General features: G+C 68.7%; 17 protein-coding genes. 9 read left to right on the top strand and 8 right to left on the bottom strand.

The genetic code is table 11. The annotated features are described in order from the left end of the window. Nucleotides 1–5 precede the first annotated feature (5 nt). Both miv_RS11320 and miv_RS11315 read left to right on the top strand, forming a co-directional pair. Nucleotides 6–665, top strand: coding sequence for a gluconate 2-dehydrogenase subunit 3 family protein (locus miv_RS11320; protein ID WP_207182837.1), 660 nt, complete (start codon nt 6–8; stop codon nt 663–665). A 16-nt stretch (nt 666–681) separates the two neighbouring features. Continuing rightward, nucleotides 682–2,382 (top strand): GMC family oxidoreductase, encoded by a 1,701-nt coding sequence (locus miv_RS11315; protein ID WP_207182835.1) that lies wholly within the window; start codon nt 682–684, stop codon nt 2,380–2,382. Between the two features lie 169 nt (nt 2,383–2,551). Here the strand turns inward: miv_RS11315 and miv_RS11310 are convergent, their stop codons facing one another. Then, on the bottom strand, nt 2,552–3,823 hold the full coding sequence (locus miv_RS11310; protein WP_207182830.1) for a cation:proton antiporter: 1,272 nt from the start codon (nt 3,821–3,823) through the stop codon (nt 2,552–2,554). Between the two features lie 52 nt (nt 3,824–3,875). Next, nucleotides 3,876–4,211, bottom strand: a complete 336-nt coding sequence (locus tag miv_RS33270; protein WP_244748947.1) for a hypothetical protein — start codon at nt 4,209–4,211, stop codon at nt 3,876–3,878. 320 nt (nt 4,212–4,531) lie between these two features. Between miv_RS33270 and miv_RS11300 the strand changes: the two genes are divergently transcribed. Together miv_RS11300 and miv_RS11295 are read left to right on the top strand one after the other, a co-directional pair. Beyond that, complete coding sequence (locus tag miv_RS11300) at nt 4,532–4,783, top strand: hypothetical protein (RefSeq protein WP_207182828.1); 252 nt, start codon at nt 4,532–4,534, stop codon at nt 4,781–4,783. A 95-nt stretch (nt 4,784–4,878) separates the two neighbouring features. Next, complete coding sequence (locus miv_RS11295) at nt 4,879–5,838, top strand: mechanosensitive ion channel family protein (protein ID WP_207182827.1); 960 nt, start codon at nt 4,879–4,881, stop codon at nt 5,836–5,838. 9 nt (nt 5,839–5,847) lie between these two features. Here the strand turns inward: miv_RS11295 and miv_RS11290 are convergent, their stop codons facing one another. Then, a complete protein-coding gene (locus miv_RS11290) occupies nt 5,848–6,609 on the bottom strand; it encodes a potassium channel family protein (protein ID WP_207182825.1) in 762 nt (253 codons plus the stop codon). 526 nt (nt 6,610–7,135) lie between these two features. Here miv_RS11290 and miv_RS11285 point away from each other — a divergent pair. The 5 genes from miv_RS11285 (at nt 7,136) to miv_RS11265 (ending at nt 13,024) form a co-directional block, all read left to right on the top strand. Then, nucleotides 7,136–7,879 (top strand): Crp/Fnr family transcriptional regulator, encoded by a 744-nt coding sequence (locus miv_RS11285; RefSeq protein WP_207182823.1) that lies wholly within the window; start codon nt 7,136–7,138, stop codon nt 7,877–7,879. 265 nt (nt 7,880–8,144) lie between these two features. Beyond that, a complete protein-coding gene (locus tag miv_RS11280; RefSeq protein ID WP_207182821.1) occupies nt 8,145–9,596 on the top strand; it encodes a diguanylate cyclase domain-containing protein in 1,452 nt (483 codons plus the stop codon). 276 nt (nt 9,597–9,872) lie between these two features. After that, complete coding sequence (nhaA, locus tag miv_RS11275; protein WP_207182813.1) at nt 9,873–11,090, top strand: Na+/H+ antiporter NhaA; 1,218 nt, start codon at nt 9,873–9,875, stop codon at nt 11,088–11,090. Between the two features lie 88 nt (nt 11,091–11,178). After that, nucleotides 11,179–11,658 carry an MgtC/SapB family protein gene (locus miv_RS11270; protein WP_207182811.1) on the top strand — a complete coding sequence of 160 codons (480 nt, stop codon included), beginning with the start codon at nt 11,179–11,181 and terminating at the stop codon, nt 11,656–11,658. A gap of 67 nt (nt 11,659–11,725) precedes the next feature. After that, nucleotides 11,726–13,024, top strand: coding sequence for a DUF2254 domain-containing protein (locus miv_RS11265; protein ID WP_207182810.1), 1,299 nt, complete (start codon nt 11,726–11,728; stop codon nt 13,022–13,024). 97 nt (nt 13,025–13,121) lie between these two features. Here miv_RS11265 and miv_RS11260 read toward each other — a convergent pair whose 3' ends face one another. The 5 genes from miv_RS11260 to miv_RS11240 form a co-directional block, all read right to left on the bottom strand. Continuing rightward, a complete protein-coding gene (locus miv_RS11260) occupies nt 13,122–13,787 on the bottom strand; it encodes a response regulator transcription factor (RefSeq protein WP_207182809.1) in 666 nt (221 codons plus the stop codon). A gap of 18 nt (nt 13,788–13,805) precedes the next feature. Continuing rightward, the gene (locus tag miv_RS11255; protein WP_207182808.1) at nt 13,806–15,878 is read right to left on the bottom strand and encodes a sensor histidine kinase; all 2,073 of its coding nucleotides are present in this window, start codon (nt 15,876–15,878) and stop codon (nt 13,806–13,808) included. A 7-nt stretch (nt 15,879–15,885) separates the two neighbouring features. Further along, nucleotides 15,886–16,206 (bottom strand): hypothetical protein, encoded by a 321-nt coding sequence (locus tag miv_RS11250; RefSeq protein ID WP_244748946.1) that lies wholly within the window; start codon nt 16,204–16,206, stop codon nt 15,886–15,888. Between the two features lie 125 nt (nt 16,207–16,331). Then, nucleotides 16,332–16,547, bottom strand: a complete 216-nt coding sequence (locus miv_RS11245) for a hypothetical protein (protein WP_207182806.1) — start codon at nt 16,545–16,547, stop codon at nt 16,332–16,334. Nucleotides 16,548–16,732: 185 nt separating this feature from the next. Continuing rightward, on the bottom strand, nt 16,733–17,227 hold the full coding sequence (locus tag miv_RS11240) for a PRC-barrel domain-containing protein (RefSeq protein WP_207182805.1): 495 nt from the start codon (nt 17,225–17,227) through the stop codon (nt 16,733–16,735). Between the last annotated feature and the right edge of the window lie 67 nt (nt 17,228–17,294).

Raw genomic sequence — 17,294 nt, 5'->3', positions numbered from 1 at the left:
TCCGCATGCGACCGAGACAAGACCTGTACCCAGGCTACGACGTGCTCGCGAAGCGCGAGAGCCCATCCTGGAATGCCAAGACCCGGGCCGTCCTCGACGAGCGGCTCGCAATCGGGCCGGAGACGCACCGCTTCTTCGACGAGGCCGAGTGGCCGACGATGAAAGCCATTGCTACACGCATCGTGCCGCAGCCGGCCGACCGGACGACGCCGGTCCCGGTCGCGGCGCTCGTCGACCACAAGCTCGCGATCGGCGAGCATGACGGCTACCGCGATGCGGCGATGCCGGACGAGCGCGAGGCGTGGCGGCAAGGCCTGCGGGCGCTCGACGCCGAGGCGCGGGCGCGGTTCGGCGCACGCTTCCACCAACTCGGCGCCTGGGCGCAGGACCAGCTTCTGAGGCTCGCCGAGGCGGGCGGGCTCATGGACCCGGCGTGGCAGGGCATGCCGTCGAAGCTGTTCTTCAAGCATCGCATCCTCGGCGACGTGGTGAAGGCCTACTACGCCCACCCGACCGCCTGGAACGAGATCGGCTGGGGCGGCCCGGCGAGCCCGCGGGGCTACGTGCGGATGGATTTCGACCGCCGCGATCCCTGGGAGGCCGCCGAGGCGAAGCCCGGCCGCGAGGATGAGGCGTACGCGGAGAACCTCCGGGTCGGCGATTGAGGACGAGGTCACGGACATGCGCATCCCCGGCCTCGGCAACGCCGCCGACAACCCGAAGCACGGCACGCCCGGCGACGATCCCGAGCATCATCCCCGCGCCCGTGACGGCCGTGCCCCGAACGTCATGCGGATCGGCGAATGGGTGCCGATGCGCCAGCACCGCGACACGGACGAGGTCGATTTCGCGATCGTCGGCACCGGCGCGGGCGGCGGCACGCTGGCCTGCCGGCTCGCCGAGTACGGCTTCTCGGTCGTGGCCTTCGATGCCGGCCCGTATTTCCGACCATTGGAGGACTTCGCGTCGGACGAGAGCCACCAATCCAAGCTCTATTGGACCGACGAGCGCGTCGTCGACGGCGAGAACCCGCTGCAGATGGGCTCGAACAATTCCGGCAAGGCGGTCGGCGGCTCGACCGTGCATTACGCCATGGTCGCGCTGCGCTTCCGGCCGGACTGGTTCAAGGCGCGCACGCTGATGGGCTACGGCGCCGACTGGCCGATCGACTGGCGCGAGATGTGGCACTACTACGATCAGGTCGAGGACGACCTGAAGATCTCGGGGCCGGTCACCTATCCGTGGGGACCGCATCGCCGCCGCTATCATCGCCGCGCGCACGAAATGAACGCCGCCGCCAAGGTGCTGGCCCGCGGCGCCGAGGCGATGGGCATCGATTGGACGCCGACGCCGCTCGCCACGCTCTCGGCCCCGCGGGGGGACGCGCCGCCCTGCGTCTATCGCGGGTTCTGCACGCTCGGCTGCTCGACCAACGCCAAGCAGAGCGTGCTCGTCACCTACCTGCCCCGCGCCCTGAAAGCGGGCGCCGAGATCCGCGACCTCGCCATGGTGGGGCGGATCGAGACCAGGAACGGGCGCGCCACCGGCGTGCATTACCACCGCGAGGGCCGCTGGCGGTTCCAGCGAGCGAGGAACGTCGTGGTAGCGGGCTACGCCATCGAGACGCCGCGGCTGCTCCTGATGTCGGCCACCCCCGAATTCCCGGACGGGCTCGCCAATTCCTCAGGCCTCGTCGGCCGGAACCTGACGGTCCAGGGCAACCAGGCGGTCTGGGGCGTCTTCGACGAGGAGATCCGCAGCTACAAGGGACCGCCTTCGCTGGCCATCTCCGAGCACTGGAACTACGACGACAAGGGCAGCGGCCCCTTCGCGAAAGACTTCTTCGGCGGTTACTCCTACATGAGCCAGGGCCCGCTGCCGCAGCTCTGGGCCAGCACGCAGGCCTCGGCGCACGGCCTGTGGGGCGAGGCGCTGGTCGCCGAGATGCAGCGCTACAACCATGTCGCCGGCTTGAAGGTCGTGTCCGAGTACATGCCGCAGGAGCGCAACCGGGTGACGCTCTCGGACGTCAAGGACCGGTACGGGCTGCCCGTCGCCCGTATCACCTATTCGTGGTGCGACAACGACAAGGCGCTCAACCGGCACGCGCTGAAATTCCTGCGCCAAGCGCTTGAGGCCGCCGGCGGGCGCGAGGTCTGGGACCAGGGCGACGATACCTGCCACCTCAACGGCACCGCCCGGATGGGCGATGACCCGAGCACCTCCGTGGTCGATGCCGATTGCCGCTCCTGGGACATCCCGAACCTGTGGGTTTGCGACGGTTCGGTCTTCCCGACGGTGGGCGGGGTCAATCCATCGCTGACGATCCAGGCAGTCGCCCTGCGCACGGCAGACCGGATCTTCGCAACCCGGAGTGCGTGACGGCAGCATTCGTGCCGACATCGTGCCGCGCCAACGCCGACGGGCTCGACGGGCTTGAAGCGCGGCCGACATCTCGTCACCGAGGATGACCGATGTCGGAGACTGCGCTCGACCCATCGCGTCTCATGCTGGAACGCTTCGGACCTCGGACGTGCCGTCGGCTGGGCGCTCACGTTGCGTCGCCCTCCGGCAAGTCCTTCAGCGTCCGACGCGCGACGGCGCCCAGGGTGAGGCCTTGGACGATGATGGTGAACAGGACGACCGCGTAGGTCGCGGCCAGCACCACGGACTTGGCGTCGCTCTCCGGCAACGACAGCGCCAGGGCCACGGAGATGCCGCCGCGCACCCCGGCCCATGTCAGGAACGGCACGTTGCGAGGGCTGAGATGGCCGCCCCACCGGAACGCCAGAAGCGGCGCGGACACGGCGACGAGGCGGGCGACGAGGACGATGGGCACGGCGCAGGCGGCGAGCATGAGCCCGCTCGCCTGGAAGCGCAGAACCAGCACCTCCAGGCCGATGAGCAGGAACAGAACCGAGTTCAGCACCTCGTCGATGAGCGTCCAGAGCGACTCGACGTAGCCCTGCGTGCGCTCGCTCATCGCGTCGCGCGGCGCGCGATCGCCCACCAGCAGCCCGGCCGCGACGACCGCGAGCGGGCCGCTGGCATGCAGCTTCTGGGCGAGCGCGTAAGTGCCGGCGACCAGCGCCAGGGTGATCAGCACCTCGACGGGGAAGTCGTCGATGGCCCGCATGGCCCGGTAGGCGAGGTAGCCGGTCACGACACCAAGCAGCAGGCCGCCACCCGCCTCCTGCAGGAGGAGCTTGGCAACGCCGCCGGCGGTCGTCGCCTCTCCGCCGGAGCCGGCTGCGAAGGCGACGAGCACCGTGAACAGCACGATGCCGATGCCGTCGTTGAACAGGGCCTCGCCCTGCATCTCGATCTCCAGGGCCTCGGGGACCCGCACGTTCTTGAGGGTCGCCAGCACCGCCACCGGGTCAGTCGGGCTGATCAGGGCGCCGAACACCAGCGCCCAGGCGAGGGGTAGCGGCTGGCCGAGCGCGCTCGCCGCCACCCAGAAGGCGCCGCCGACGACGGCGGTGGAGATGAGGGTGCCGACGAGCGCCAGCGTCGCAACGGCCCCTGCCCGGTTGCGCAGGGCCCCGAGGTCGAGGCTCATGGCACCGGCAAACAGCAGGAAGGCCAGCATGCCGTCCATCACCACTTTGGTGAAGTCAACCTGCCCGAGCACGCGGGTGAGGTCCTCGTAGAGGTGCTGCTCGGGGAAGGCGATGTCGAGGACGACGAGGGCGACCGAGGCGGCGAGGCCCATGACGAGCAGGCCGACGGAATGCGGCAGATGCAGCAGCTTCCGGTTGAGCCAACCGAACAGGGCCGAGAGCGTCAGCAGCAGGGCCGCGAGATCGAGGATGGAGATCACGGTCGTCCCCTGACGAAGAGCGGTCAAGTGGCCGCCGCGGGCTCGCCGAAGGTCAGCGCCTATCCCGCGGCAGGTGCTTCAGCGGGTCGGTCCGGCCCCCATCGTCCTTGCCTTGCACGGAGCCCTCGAACCGCATCACGTCCGTGGACGCCTGGATCGCGCTCGGAGGCGCCACTTGGCCGGTGGCCCGGTCGCGCGGCCCGGCATTGCTCTCGACCGTCGACGTGCCCGGGGGCAGGGTCCCGGCGGTCGGCTGGTCGATGGCGCTGGCTGCCGATTGAGCTACCGCCCGACCGACCGTGACGGTCGTCGCGCCGAGACCGGCGACGGCGCCGACGAGGAGGGTGGCGATGCTCCGCATGCGGCGGACACGTCGGTGGTCGGTCATCGGTTCGCGGAACTCCCGGTCGGATACCCGCGCTCGGGCCCGTCGTCCAGCAAGCCCCTCGCGTGGCCTTGGTTCCTGACCGGGCCCGGTGCCATCCGCACAGGCCGTGTCACAGCCGGCACCGGGCGAAAATCCGAGGCGACGAGATGCATGGCGCCGCCCGTCGGGCCATGCTGCCCCCGACGATGGTCGAATCCCCCTGAACGCATTCGGGCCTCGGGCGTTGCCGAGCGCGATCCGAAGTTCGCACGGACGTATCCTGGCCCCGTCACCCGAATGATCGGGTGCCCCTATCCAGGCCGGACCGAAGGAGCATCACCTTGCAGAAGACCATCCTCGCATCGGCGTTTCTCGCCGGCCTCGGCTTGGCCGCGTCCGCCCTGCCGTCCGCGGCGCTGCCCGTGAGCACCACCGGCGTGGCGCCCACGGCCAACGCCGATGTCGTGCAGGTGCGCATGAACCGGCGCTACCGGATGCGGCAGGGCTCCGCCAGCCGCGGCAACGCCGGAATGCCGTCGCGGGGCGCCCGGGGGCAGCAATACGGCGGGACGAGCGGCGGCCCGCGCCGCTGACGGCACGTGATGGGGGCTCCTCGCCCCGCGGGTGACAACGCGCCGCCGTGGGGCATCACCGCCTCCGGCGGCTTTTCCTTGGGATGGGAGCAGAAATGATCTTCGCGGAAGCCCTCGGACGCCTCGAAGGGCTGGGTCGGTCGGCGGCGGCACTGCTGCCGGGGCTCGCCGTCGCTCTCGTTCTGTTCGGCCTCGGCCTCCTCGTTGACCGCCTGGTGCGCGCTGCCGTGCGCCGGGCGGCGTCGATGCGCGACGCCTCGCCGGGATCGGCCGCGGTACTCGGGCGCATCGCCGGGGGGATGACCATCCTGGTGTCGTTCCTGGTCGCCGCCTCGGTGGCCTTCCCGTCGGTCTCGGCCGCCGACCTGTTCAACCTGCTCGGCATCGGCGGCGTCGCCATCGGTTTCGCCTTCCGCGATGTGCTTCAGAACCTGCTCGCCGGCATCCTGATCCTGCTGACACGGCCCTTCGTCATCGGCGACCAGATCCGCGCCGGCTCCCACGAGGGCACGGTCGAGGACGTCTGGGTGCGCGCCACGGTGCTGCGCACCTACGACAACCAGCGGGTGCTGATCCCGAACGCCACCCTGTTCGTCGACAAGATCACGGTCATCACCGCGCACGACAAGCGCCGCCTCGCCTTCCCGCTCACCATCGGCAACGGCGACGACATCCGCGAGGCGCGCCGCGTCATCGTCGAGGCACTCAAGGGCACCGCGGGCGTGCTGGCCGACCCGCCGCCCGAGGCCCTGGTCACGGGCCTGGGTGCGGCGGGCGTCGACATGACGGCCCGGCTGTGGATCGACCCGCCCCGGCGGCGCGACGCGGTCGACGCCCTCGACCACGCCATCGCCAACGTGAAGGACGCGCTCATCGCGGCCGGCATCGACCTGCCGTACCCGACCAGCCAGGTGCTGTTCCACGACCAGACCGAGGAGACCGACGGCGACCGGGCCCACCAGCGCGAGGGCTGGCCCGCCGGCCGGAATCCCCCGCGAGCGCGCTGGCAGGCCGCGCGGGAGCGGAAGGAGGCCGACGAGGAGGAACGTGCGTAAAGACCCGCCTCAATCGGCGCCCTCGTCGGGGATGTTGAGGCCGGTGCCGCAGGCCTTGCAATGCACGGCGTCGGTCTCATGCCGCTGCAGGCCGCAGGTCGGGCACGGGAAGCGCACCTTGTACGGCCGGAACAGCACCTGGGCGAGGCGCAGGAACAGCGTCACCCCGCAGATCATCACCACGACCGAGACGAGGCGACCGCTGGTCCCCTGCAGGGTGACGTCGCCGTAGCCGGTCGTCGTCAGCGACGTGACCGTGAAGTAGAGCGCGTCGACGTAGTTGCCGATGGCGGGATTGCGCCCGTGCTGCGTGGCGAAGACGATCCCGGTCATCACGAACACGAACACAGCGAGGTTCACCGCCGCGATGATCACCTCCTCGTTGCGCCGGAAGAACGAGAAGTCGGCTCGCAGGCGGTCGAGCAACTGGTAGGTGCGCAGCAACCGCAGGATGCGCAGGAAGCCCGCGCCCTCGCCGACGATGGGCGCGAGGAACGACGCGATGGCGGCGAGGTCGGCCCAGGTGGTCGGGCGCAGGAACTCGCGGCCCGGCCGCGGGCAGATGGCGAGCCGGGATAAAATGTCCGCGGTCACCGCCGCCCCGATCAGGACGTCGACGCCCTCGACCAGCGGCTCCCGGGGCATGAACGAGGAGACGACGATGAACAGGAGCGTGGCGAGGTCGAAGGCGAGCAAGCCGTAGCGGAAGCGGTGGGGACGGTCGCTGTCGCCCTCGTAGAGGGTCCGAAGCCTCTCAGTCAGGTCTGTCATGTCAGGATGCGGTCGCTCGCGGGGTTCCGAGGCGAAACCTGTACCGTGAACAAGGCGACGGCAATCTGAACGGTGCCTCGGCCTAAAGCATGCCTCGTGAGCCTTAGGACGAAAAGGTCGTCGGCTTTGCCTTGCGAGAGTCTGTCCACGACCCAACTCGGACATTTGAGTTCCCACGTCGCAGCGGTCGGAATTGAACGAAAAGCGGCCCTTTGGCGATGCATCAGCAGCCTCTTCGAAACTCATGGGTTGGCACCTCGGCGACCGGCTCAGGCATCAGTGCTGGGTCTCGGGAAAGAAGATCCCCTCGACGAGAAATTTGCCTCGTGCACAATTATGTTACGCCTCAGTCAAAAACGATTTCTGCATAAGCTACTTAGAATTCAATGATAAACTGAAGCCAAGGTGTCATTTGTGATATCAATGGCATAATTTATGTGGGATAGTGCTCTTATCATTAGCGATCGCCACAGGTGCTAATGGCCGGGAGAGACATGTGCTTCCACCTGCAACGCAAGGGGAAGCCATGACAGCTACACCCCATTCCGCATCAATACTCCTGCGCAAGCTTGAGCGTTTCGGAACGTTCTCTGAGGTGGAGCGCCGCGCCATCACGGAACTTCCTGTGACCATCCGGTCATTAGGCGCAGGTCAGGATATCGTGCGCGATCACGAACGGCAGTCGCACTGCTGTCTGATGCTTGACGGATGGGCCAGTCGATATCAAGTGTGCAGCAGAGGTAAGCGCCAGATTTTCTCATTTCATATTCCGGGTGATCTGACAGATTATCAGAGCTTACATCTACCAGCTAATGACTATAGTGTATGCACCCTGACATCCGCCATAGTGGCCTTTATACCACATGAGCGATTGCATGAACTGATATCTATATTTCCCCAGATTGCAGTAGCGCTTTGGCGTGACGCCCACGTAGATGCTGCGATTTCCCGTTCGTGGTTGGTCGGCATGGGCGTTCGCACAGCCTGCGAAGCGCTCGCACACCTGTTATGCGAACTTTATGTTAAATTGGAAGCCGCTGGATTGGCAGCAAATCTCCGATATCACCTTCCAATCACGCAGGGGGTATTGGCAGATGCTCTTGGCCTTTCAAATGTGCATGTAAATCGTGTGCTTTCAGAATTAAGAACAAGGGGGATTTTTACCTTGAGTAATCATGTTTTACAAATCCATAATTGGAATGATCTAACTCGGTACTGCGATTTCGATCCGTCTTATCTTCATCTAGTGCCACAAATAGCGGAAGCGTGACCAAGTCTTAAATTGCGAAATCCTGGACGGATTGCCGGACTGTCTGCTTCCGCTTTCAATCCGGGCATTCGTCCAGCGGCTTGCGAATTTCTGCTATCCACCCCAAGCAGACGGCCCAGCCCAGCAGCGGAAAAGTGACGACTGCGTGGTCCGAGCGTCACGTCGATGATGAGGCTCGCGGCAACGCCGCGAGTGGTTAAACCTGCCGTCGTACAGCCACGATCGCATTCGAGCCTCGGCGAGGCTCTTGGGGTTGGAGCGGCGCATGTCGGACAATCAGCGAGAAACGCTTCGCCAAGAAGCGTTGGCCGAGATCGCGCTCCTCGACACTCCGCCAGAACGCGAGTTCGACGTGCTGGCGAAGCTCGCGCAACGCATGCTTGGCACAGGCATGTCATCGATCACGCTGGTCGATCCGGAAAGGCAGTGGTTCAAGGCGCGATGCGGACCGCTAGCACCCGAAACGCCGCGGGCAGGGGCGTTCTGCCCTATCGTGGTGGAAACCGAAGTACCGCTCACCGTGGCCGATGCCCGTCTCGACCCACGCTTCGCCGAAAGCCCGTTCGTCACAGGAGCACCACACATCCGCTACTACGCGGGTGTCCCGGTTCGTGTCCGGCGGCCTACTGGTGACGTGGTGACAATCGGCACGCTCTGCGTGCTCGACGAACGGCCGCGCGAGCCGTCGCCGGCCGATCTGGAAGTCTTGGAGGAACTGGCCTGCCTCGCCGAAGCTCTGATCGAAGCGCGAGCCGTCGCCCTTCGCGCGGCAAGGACCACTGAAGAGCACCGTCTGACCGTTGAGAGGCTGGAGCGCGAACGTCGCCAGTTCAAGCAGGCCGAGCGTATGGCCGAAATGGGGTCTTACCGGTACGATATCGAGAAGCAGTCTACTGCTTGGTCGGACGGTGTCTTCGCCATCCATGAACATCCCGTCAGCAGTGGCGTGCCGAACGAAAAAATCATGGACCATTTTCCTGAACCCGACCGCACCAGATTCATCGCCGCGGTGATGCGCACGATGGATACAGGCGAGCCGTTCGAGATGGATGCCGACTTCGTAACTGCAAAAGGCAACGCACGGCGGGTGCGATGCTCCTGTGAGATCGAGTTGGCCAAGGGTAGGCCCGTCGCCCTCATCGGCCTGATCCAGGACATCACCGACCGGCACAGCCTGGAACAGCGTCTGCGCTACCAAGCCCGCACCGACGACCTGACCCAACTTGCCAACCGAGTCGAGTTTCACCGCGTTCTCGATGCACGGCTGCGCGAGGCACGCACTGCGGACGACGACGTGGCAGTGCTTCTGATTGACCTCGACGGCTTCAAGGGCGTCAACGATACCCTCGGCCATGCAGCGGGCGACGCAGTATTGCGACAGGTCGCCGACCGGCTGCGCGCGTCATGCGATAGCCGATCCTTTCCAGCGCGGCTGGGTGGCGACGAGTTCGCGGTCCTGATGTCGGCCGATTTCGATCGCATTGGACTTGACCGGAAGGTGCAGCGGCTCCTGCACGACCTTGAGATCGTTGTAGACGGACATGGTCATATCGCCCGAGTGACGGGGACAATCGGTATCGCGTGGTCGAGAGCGGCTGGGCAGGACCGCGATATGCTCCTGCGTCAGGCCGATGCCGCGCTCTACGCCGCCAAACGCAACCGGAAGGGAACGGCGCAGACCTACCGGGTTGATGGGAACCACCGGCAGGCTAGTTGAACGTGCCCTCGGATGACCGGGAATCGATGCTTCATGACCCAGGCTGAACCAGCGAACTTCTCAGCATCCGCGGATGGATGATGGATAGGCAGCCAAGGGTCCACTTCCCACGCTCGAACGCCATTCTGTTGGTCAAGCTGTTCGAGTTTTGACCTTGGCAGTGCTGGTTGTGCCAGCCGCGCTTCAGTGCGATAGCGTGCACGAGGGTGCGCGGTCCATCTGTCGGACCGGCAGGACGAGCGCTGGTCGGGCCGCCAGTGCCGGAGACCCGCGCCCGTGCCATCCTCCTCGCATGCCGCACCGCGGCTTCGCCGCCGTCCCCTGTCGGCCCTACGCGACATGCTCGTCAGCGAGGCCGGTGGCGGGCTCGTCCTGATGGCATCCGCGGCGCTCGCGCTGGTGGTAGCCAACTCGCCGCTGGCGGACACCTACTTCACCGCGCTCAAGGCCTATCTCGGCCCGCTCTCGGTGCTGCACTGGATCAACGACGCCCTGATGGCGGTGTTCTTCCTGCTCGTCGGGCTGGAGATCAAGCGCGAGGTGCTCGACGGGCGCCTGCGCACCTGGCCCGACCGGGTGCTGCCGGGATTGGCCGCCCTGGGCGGGATGGCCGCTCCGGCCCTCGTCTACGTCGCCGTGAACTGGTCCTCGCCCGAGACGCTGCGGGGCTGGGCGATCCCGGCGGCCACCGACATCGCCTTCGCGCTCGGCGTGCTGGCGCTGCTGGGCTCGCGGGTGCCGGTCTCGCTCAAGGTGTTCCTGACGGCGCTCGCCATCATCGACGACCTCGGTGCGGTGCTCATCATCGCGGTGTTCTACACCGCCGACCTGTCGCCCCCGATGCTGGGCGGGGCCGCAGTGACGTTCGCGGTACTGTACGGGCTGAACAAGGCCGGCGTGGCCAAGCTCTGGCCCTACCTGCTGCTCGGCGTCGTGCTCTGGGTCTTCGTGCTGAAGTCGGGCGTGCACGCGACGGTGGCCGGCGTGCTGCTCGCCATGACGATCCCGTTGCGGCTGAGCGTGGGCAAGCCGGACGACCCCACCTCGCCGCTGCACATTCTCGAACACGCGGTCCATCCCTGGTCGGCCTACCTGATCCTGCCGGTCTTCGGCTTCGCGAACGCGGGCGTGTCGCTCGTCGGGTTCACCCCGCACATACTGCTCGATCAGGTGACACTCGGGGTGGCGCTCGGCCTGTTCATCGGCAAGCAGGCCGGCGTGTTCGGCCTCGTGCTGGCCGCGGTGCGGCTCGGGCTGGCGCAGCGTCCGGCCCACGCGACCTGGGCGCAGGTCTACGGGGTCTCCCTGCTTTGCGGGGTCGGCTTCACCATGAGCCTGTTCATCGGCCTGCTCGCCTTCGCGGACGCGCCAGCCCTGGAGGCCGAGGTCAAGATCGGCGTTCTCGCCGGTTCCGTCGCCTGCATGATCGCCGGGGCGCTCGTCCTCCTGATCGCCGCCCTGAGGGAACGCCGCGCGCGGCCGGTCCCGGCCTGAGCCGAGCGGGCCGATTCGGGAAAGGGGAGCGGCCGGTGCGTGTTGACCCTCGACACCTCGCCAGACCTCCCGGGAGCCGGACCCGCTCATGCCTCTCGACGCCACCACCCTCTCGTTGACGGACATCCTGCTGCGACTTGGCGCGGCCACGGCCTGCGGCCTGGCACTCGGCTTCGAGCGGGAGCGCAAGGGCAAGGATGCCGGCATCCGCACCCATGCGCTCGTCGCCCTGAGCTCCGCAGTCATCACCACCTCGGCGCTGAGCCTCTACGCCGACGTGCAGGCCCGCGGCGGCGACGCCGATCCTCTGCGCGTCATCCAGGGGCTTGCGCAGGCCATCGGCTTCATCGCCGCCGGTACGATCTTCGTCGCCAAGGGCGACGCCGAGCGGACCGTCCGGAACCTCACGACGGCCGCCAGCGTCTGGCTCGCGGCCTCGGCCGGCATCGTGGCCGGCGCGGCGCAGTTCACGCTGCTTGCCGTGGCGATGGGCTTCGGGCTGGCCATCCTGGTGCTGATCACCGCGCTCAAGCGGTTCGGTCTCGCGCGGGCGGAAGCGGAGGAGTGAGAGCGATGTCGGTCGACGGGACGGTGCCACCCGCTCGGGTCCGGGCGGCGGAACGAGGGGATCGCCGGTGAGGGCGAGGATACGGGCCTGGATCGAGTTCCTGGGCGACCAGTTCTGGCTACGGCCGGCGCTGGTCGTGCTCGCCTGCATCGGCTTGGCGCAGGGCGCGATCTGGCTGGAGACCGCCCGCATCGCCGGGTACGACCCGTCCTCCCCGGACGCCAGCTGGGGCTGGGCCGGTGGTGCCGAGGGAGCCCGGGCCCTGCTCAGCGCGGTGGCGTCGTCTACCATCGGGGTTGCGGGCACCACCTTCTCCATCACCATCGCGGCACTGACCCTGGCCTCGAACCAGATGGGGCCGCGGCTCCTGCGCAACTTCGTGCGCGACGCTCGCAACCAACTCGTGCTCGGCGTCTTCCTCGGCACCTTCGCCTACGCGCTGATGGTGCTGCGCACGGTGCGCACCGTCCAGGAGGAGACCTTCGTCCCGCACCTCGCCATCTCGGGCGCTGTGCTGCTGGCGCTGGTCTGCCTCGGAACGCTGGTCTGGTTCGTCCACCACGTCGCCACCAGCATCAACGTCGAGACGGTAGTCGATGCCGTCCATCGCGACCTGTGCAGGGCGGTCGAGGCGCGGACCCGCGACGAGGCCGATAGCCAGCCGCCGGTGGGGTCGCCGCGCGGCGCCCCGGTCGCGCCGGCGGAGGGCGGATACCTGCAGGCGGTCGATACGGAGGGGCTCGCCGACTGGGCGCACGAGCACCGCATCGTCCTCGCCCTGCGGGTGAGGCCGGGCGATTTCGTGCCGAGGGGATTCCCGGTCGTCGTGCCGTCCGCGGGCGTCGAGGGCACCGGCGATGCGGTGGCCCGCTCGCTCACCTTCGGACGCCGCCCGGCGGCGCTGCAGGACCTGGAATACTCGGTGCGGCAGCTCGTCGAGATCGCGGTGCGGGCGCTGTCGCCCGGCATCAACGACCCGATGACGGCGGGGAGCGTGCTCGACCATCTGGGGGACGCCCTGTGCCGCATCGCCCCGCGCCACCTGCCCACCAGCGCCGTCGCCCGCGAGGGCCGCGTCGTGCTCGTCCATCCGGTGACCGATTACGACGGGCTTTGCGACGCGATGTTCCACATGATCCGCCAGAACGCCGCCGGGTCGGTGCATGTGCTCGCCCGGATGCTCGACGTGCTGGCTCGGGTCGCGGAGGTCGAACGGCTGACCTCGCGACTGGCGGAGCTCGGACGCCATGCCGACCTCGTGCTCGCCGCCGCGCGGCGGGACGTCTCCGACCCGAGCGACCTCGCCGACCTGGAGGAGCGGCACGCCCGTTTCGTTCGGGTGTGCGCCGGGATCGGACCGGGCTGATCCCCACGACCACGACCAAGCCCGCTCCAGCCATCGCCGGGCGGGTCGGTGATGGGCGGAGGCCGGACCCCGGTGCCGCGAGGCGATGAGGATGCCGCTACCGCAGGGCGAGCGCGTCGAACCAGCCATGGGCGGCGCCGTAGCGGATGATCTCCGCCCGGGTCTTCAGCCCGAGCTTCTCGGCGGCCCGCGCCTTGTAGGTCTCGACCGACTTCACGCTGACGTCGATGCGCCGCGCGATCTCCTTATTGCTGAACCCTTGCGCGATGAGCCGCAAGGTCTCGGTCTCGCGCGGGCTCAGCGGCTCGCGCCCCTCCGCCATGCCCGGGCGCCCGTCCGCCCCGGAGGGCTCCGCCAGGGCGTGGCCGGCGATCGAGGGGTCGAGATAGACGCCTCCGGAGGCCACGGCCCGGACCGCGCGGAGCAGGTCGTCGGCCGCCGAGCGCTTGAGGAGGTACCCGCGCGCACCGGCCCTCATCAGTGGCTGCACGTAGGCGGCATCCTCGTGGACCGTCAGCACCAGCACCCGGGTCCCCGGGCACTCGCCCGTCACCCGCTCCGTCAGTTCGAGGCCGTTCAGGCCGGGCATCGAGACGTCGACCACGGCGATGTCGGGCGCGATGGTGCGGATCATCGGCAGCGCCTCGCCGCCGTCGGTGGCCTCGCCGACGAGTTCGATCTCGGGGTCGGCGTTGAGGAGCGCCCGGATGCCCGCGAGGACTACGGGATGGTCGTCGGCAAGGACGACGCGGATACGATCCATGACGGCTCCTCTCGTGCGTCAGGCGGCCGGCGCCACCGGGATGCGGACGAAGAGCGTGGTGCCGACGCCCGGGGAGGTTTCCAGGGCGAGCGTGCCGCCCAGTAGGGTCAAACGCTCGCGGATGCCCGAAAGGCCAAGCCGCGGCTCGGCCGGCCTGCGCCCGTCGGACGGGGAGGTGCCGGAGGCGGGCTCGCAACCGACGCCGTCATCCTCGATGATCACCTGGACCTCGTCCGGGCGGTGGTCGAGACAGACGCTGACGGTGGCCGCCCGCGCGTGCTTCAGGACGTTGGTGAATGCCTCCTGCACGATCCGGTAGATCGCACTCTCGACGGCCGCCGGCAGGCGCGACGCCTTGCCGATGATTTCCAGGTCGGACCGGATGCCGTGGCGCTGGCTCCATTCGCGCAGGAGCGTCGCCAGCGCCTCGCGCAGGCCGAGGTCGTCGAGGGCGGTCGGGCGCAGGTCGACGGCGGCGCGGTGGATGTCGCGCCCGACCTCGCCGGCGAGCCGCTGCAGCCACTCGATCTGCCGTCCGGCTTCGGTCGAGGTCCCATCCGCGGCGAGCAGCCGTTCCAGCCCCTTGAGGCCGAGCGACAGGCCGGTCACCGTCTGCCCGACCTGGTCGTGCAGTTCGCGGGCGATCCGGCGCTGCTCGTTCTCCTGCGCTTCGCCGAGGCGGCGCAGCAGGTCGAGGCGCTCCGCCTCGGCGCGTTTGCGTGGCCCGACATCCGAGACGACGCCGTAGACGAGGTCGGCGGGGTCATTCTTCCGAAGCCGGGGCGCACGCCCGGTCAAGCGCACCCACCGCGGCTCCGGGCTCCGTTGCGAGACCCGGAACTCCACGTCGAGGGGCACGCCCTCGGCGAGGCTTCGCCGCAGTTCCGTGACCAACCGCTCGCGGTCGGCGGCGTCGACCGCCAGCAGGGCGATGTCGGCATCCGCCGTCATCTCGCGCCCCTCCGGCACCTGCGCCTCCCAGCCCAGGAGCTCGGCGGCGCGTCGGGAGGCCGTCACGGTCTCCTCCACCGTATCCCATCGCAAGGTGCCGAGTTCCGCCGCCTCGGCGGCGACCGCGCCCTGCTCCTCGCTCGACCGCAGGGCGAGGGCGAAGCGCGCCTGTTCGCCCGCCCGGCGCTGGGCCATGTCGTGGCCGACAAGGGCGACCAGCGCGAGGCCGAGGCCGATGCTGAGCACGCTGCCGCCGGCCAGCACGAGGTAGGAGCGCGAGACCGGCGCGTTCAGCGTGGCGGCCGGCAGGCCGAAATGCACCGACCAACCGCCCGTCTCCGTCAGCGTGCGGTAGACGACCTCGACGTCCGGTCCCTCCAAGGTGGAACCGGTGTAGAAGCCCTGCGGCGCCCGCCGGATGGCGGCCCGCAGGGCGGCGTTGGCCGGGTGGCCGAGTTCCTCCGCCTCGGCCCGGGTGCGGGCGATGGTGTTGCCCTGCGCGTCCACGATGGTCCCGACCCAGCCCTCTGGCGCGCCCGCATCGCGGAGGATCGAGCTGACCGCGTTCGTCGCGAGGCCGACCGAGAGGACGTGGCGGAGCGTTCCGTCGCGGACGACCGGGACCCGCAGCGCAACGAGGCGCTTGCCCGAGATCCGTCCGACCGGTCCGATCCCGCCGACCACCGGCCACTTCGTCCGTACCACCGCGTCGAAGCTCACGCGGTCGGCGGTGGGGCCGAGCTCGTCGTCGAGGGAGCGGAGTAGGTTGACGACCTGGGCCCCGTCAGGGCCGGCGAGCTCGACAGTCTCCCAGAGCGGGTGCTCCTGCCTCAGACGCTCGGCCTCGGCGTAGAAGGCGGCGAGGTCCGGCCGGTCCAGGCTCGCCGAGGCAGCCTCGGCCCGGAGGACCGCGACCTGGGTCGCGATGTCGGAGGCGACGCGCTCGGCGACGCGGGCCGCGCTCGCCACCGCGGCGCTGCGGGTCAGCCCGCGCTGCTGCTGCGCCATGAGCGTCGCTACCCAACCGCTGAGGAGCAACACCGGGATGGCGGCCGCCACGGCGAGCGCGACGACGGTGCGTCCATTTCCACGATGGATCTCGGGGCGGCCGGCGTCGCCGTCGTCAAGCCTTGGGATCATACAGGGGCTATCGGGTGGGCTCGTTCGCGGCAGTCGTCCCGGTCGAGGAAGCGGGCCTTTCCGCGTCGGGACCATCGGCCGAGATCGTCGCATCCTGCAAGGGCGCCCCGGCCGAGGGCGCCTGGACCGTCTCTGGGTCGGTCGGTGCGCCCGGGCCGGTCAGGGCCTGCCCATCGCCGAGCAGGCGCCGGCCCGACGCGATGACCTGGAGGATCTGGCGGTCGCCCCCTGCGGCCATCGTAGTCCGCTGCAGGTGCCGTAGCCGTTCGATGAGGTTCGGCGGCGCCGCCGCAGGGTCCTGCAGGCCTGCCTCGACCAGGGTGGTCACCACCCGTTCCAGGCGACTGAGGGTCCGGCCCTCGACACAGTGGGTTCGCTTCCGTCCCATCGCCCTCTCCGCTGCCGTCCGGACCGGCGCCGAAGCCCCGCAGGCTCGAGGGCGACGTCCACGATTTAGATCGAGGTCGGGTTGGCCGCCGCGTCCCGGGTCGTGCGGCTCCGGGACGCGACTGCCGGATGGGTGACCCGCTCGGCGAAATCCCAGGTCGAACCGTCGTAGCCCTCGTACCAGGCCCGGCGCTCGCGGGAATCCAACGGGTAGTTGCAGGCATCCCGCGGGCGCCCGAGGGCCCTGGCGCGCGCGCCCTGCTTGATGATGTCCATGATCATCGCCGCTCTTTCCGCTGTCTCGATGTTGATGACGCAGTTCAGAGTAGCGTCCGGATCCTGGCAGGCGACAAGAGGTTTCGCTGAGCCTCGCCGTTCTCACCGACGCCTGTAAGGTTCATCCCGACAGGACCCGCGCGTGGAAGTTCTTGAGCGTGGCTCCGCGGTCACGGAGCCACGCGCGACGATCAGGTGTTCCGGTTGTACTTGAACTCGGGTGCGTTCTTGAGGGCGTCCTTGTCGGTGTCGACCATCGCCTTGAGCTTGCCGTCCGTCTTGTGCAGGAAGATCGACGAGGGGTCGACCACCACGTAGCGCTCGCCCATGCCGAGGAAGCCGCCGACGCTGACGACGACGCCGGTGACCGTCTTGCCGTTGTCGATGACGAGGTCCTCGATCTCCCCGACGGTTTCGTTCTTGTTATTGTAGAGGTTCTTACCGACGAGCCTGGACGAGGTCACCTCGGCTGGCTTGGCGGTGACGAACTTGATCTTGGCGGTCGCGGTGTCGGCCATGGTCATGCCGCCCGTGTTGCCGGCCGGGGCCGGCATCGCGGCGCCGGCCGGCGGCGACGTCATCGGTGCGGTCTGAGCACCGGCGGGCGGCTGCGCCGCCTTGTCCTGGGCGAGCGCGGGGCCGGCGAGCAGGGCAGCGGCGAGGGTGGTCGCGAGAAGCGTCTTCATGGGTTCGCCTCGGTCATGTGGGAAGGGAGCTCCCGGCGGGACGGGACCGCCAGGATCCGGGTGCGGG

The sequence above is a fragment of the Methylobacterium indicum genome (assembly GCF_017347565.1).
Lineage (GTDB): Bacteria > Pseudomonadota > Alphaproteobacteria > Rhizobiales > Beijerinckiaceae > Methylobacterium > Methylobacterium indicum.
The sequence above is the reverse complement of the archived record's forward strand: the minus strand, read 5'-3'. Positions and strand labels throughout refer to the sequence as shown.

Coding starts and splice junctions, on each gene's coding strand:
- miv_RS11285 (WP_207182823.1), top strand. CDS start 7,136: ATGACAGCTACACCCCATTCCGCATCAATACTCCTGCGCAAGCTTGAG.
- miv_RS11290 (WP_207182825.1), bottom strand. CDS start 6,609: ATGACAGACCTGACTGAGAGGCTTCGGACCCTCTACGAGGGCGACAGC.
- miv_RS11295 (WP_207182827.1), top strand. CDS start 4,879: ATGATCTTCGCGGAAGCCCTCGGACGCCTCGAAGGGCTGGGTCGGTCG.
- miv_RS11320 (WP_207182837.1), top strand. CDS start 6: ATGCGACCGAGACAAGACCTGTACCCAGGCTACGACGTGCTCGCGAAG.
- miv_RS11315 (WP_207182835.1), top strand. CDS start 682: ATGCGCATCCCCGGCCTCGGCAACGCCGCCGACAACCCGAAGCACGGC.
- miv_RS11280 (WP_207182821.1), top strand. CDS start 8,145: ATGTCGGACAATCAGCGAGAAACGCTTCGCCAAGAAGCGTTGGCCGAG.
- miv_RS11270 (WP_207182811.1), top strand. CDS start 11,179: ATGCCTCTCGACGCCACCACCCTCTCGTTGACGGACATCCTGCTGCGA.
- miv_RS11245 (WP_207182806.1), bottom strand. CDS start 16,547: ATGATCATGGACATCATCAAGCAGGGCGCGCGCGCCAGGGCCCTCGGG.
- miv_RS11260 (WP_207182809.1), bottom strand. CDS start 13,787: ATGGATCGTATCCGCGTCGTCCTTGCCGACGACCATCCCGTAGTCCTC.
- miv_RS11240 (WP_207182805.1), bottom strand. CDS start 17,227: ATGAAGACGCTTCTCGCGACCACCCTCGCCGCTGCCCTGCTCGCCGGC.
- miv_RS11255 (WP_207182808.1), bottom strand. CDS start 15,878: ATGATCCCAAGGCTTGACGACGGCGACGCCGGCCGCCCCGAGATCCAT.
- miv_RS33270 (WP_244748947.1), bottom strand. CDS start 4,211: ATGACCGACCACCGACGTGTCCGCCGCATGCGGAGCATCGCCACCCTC.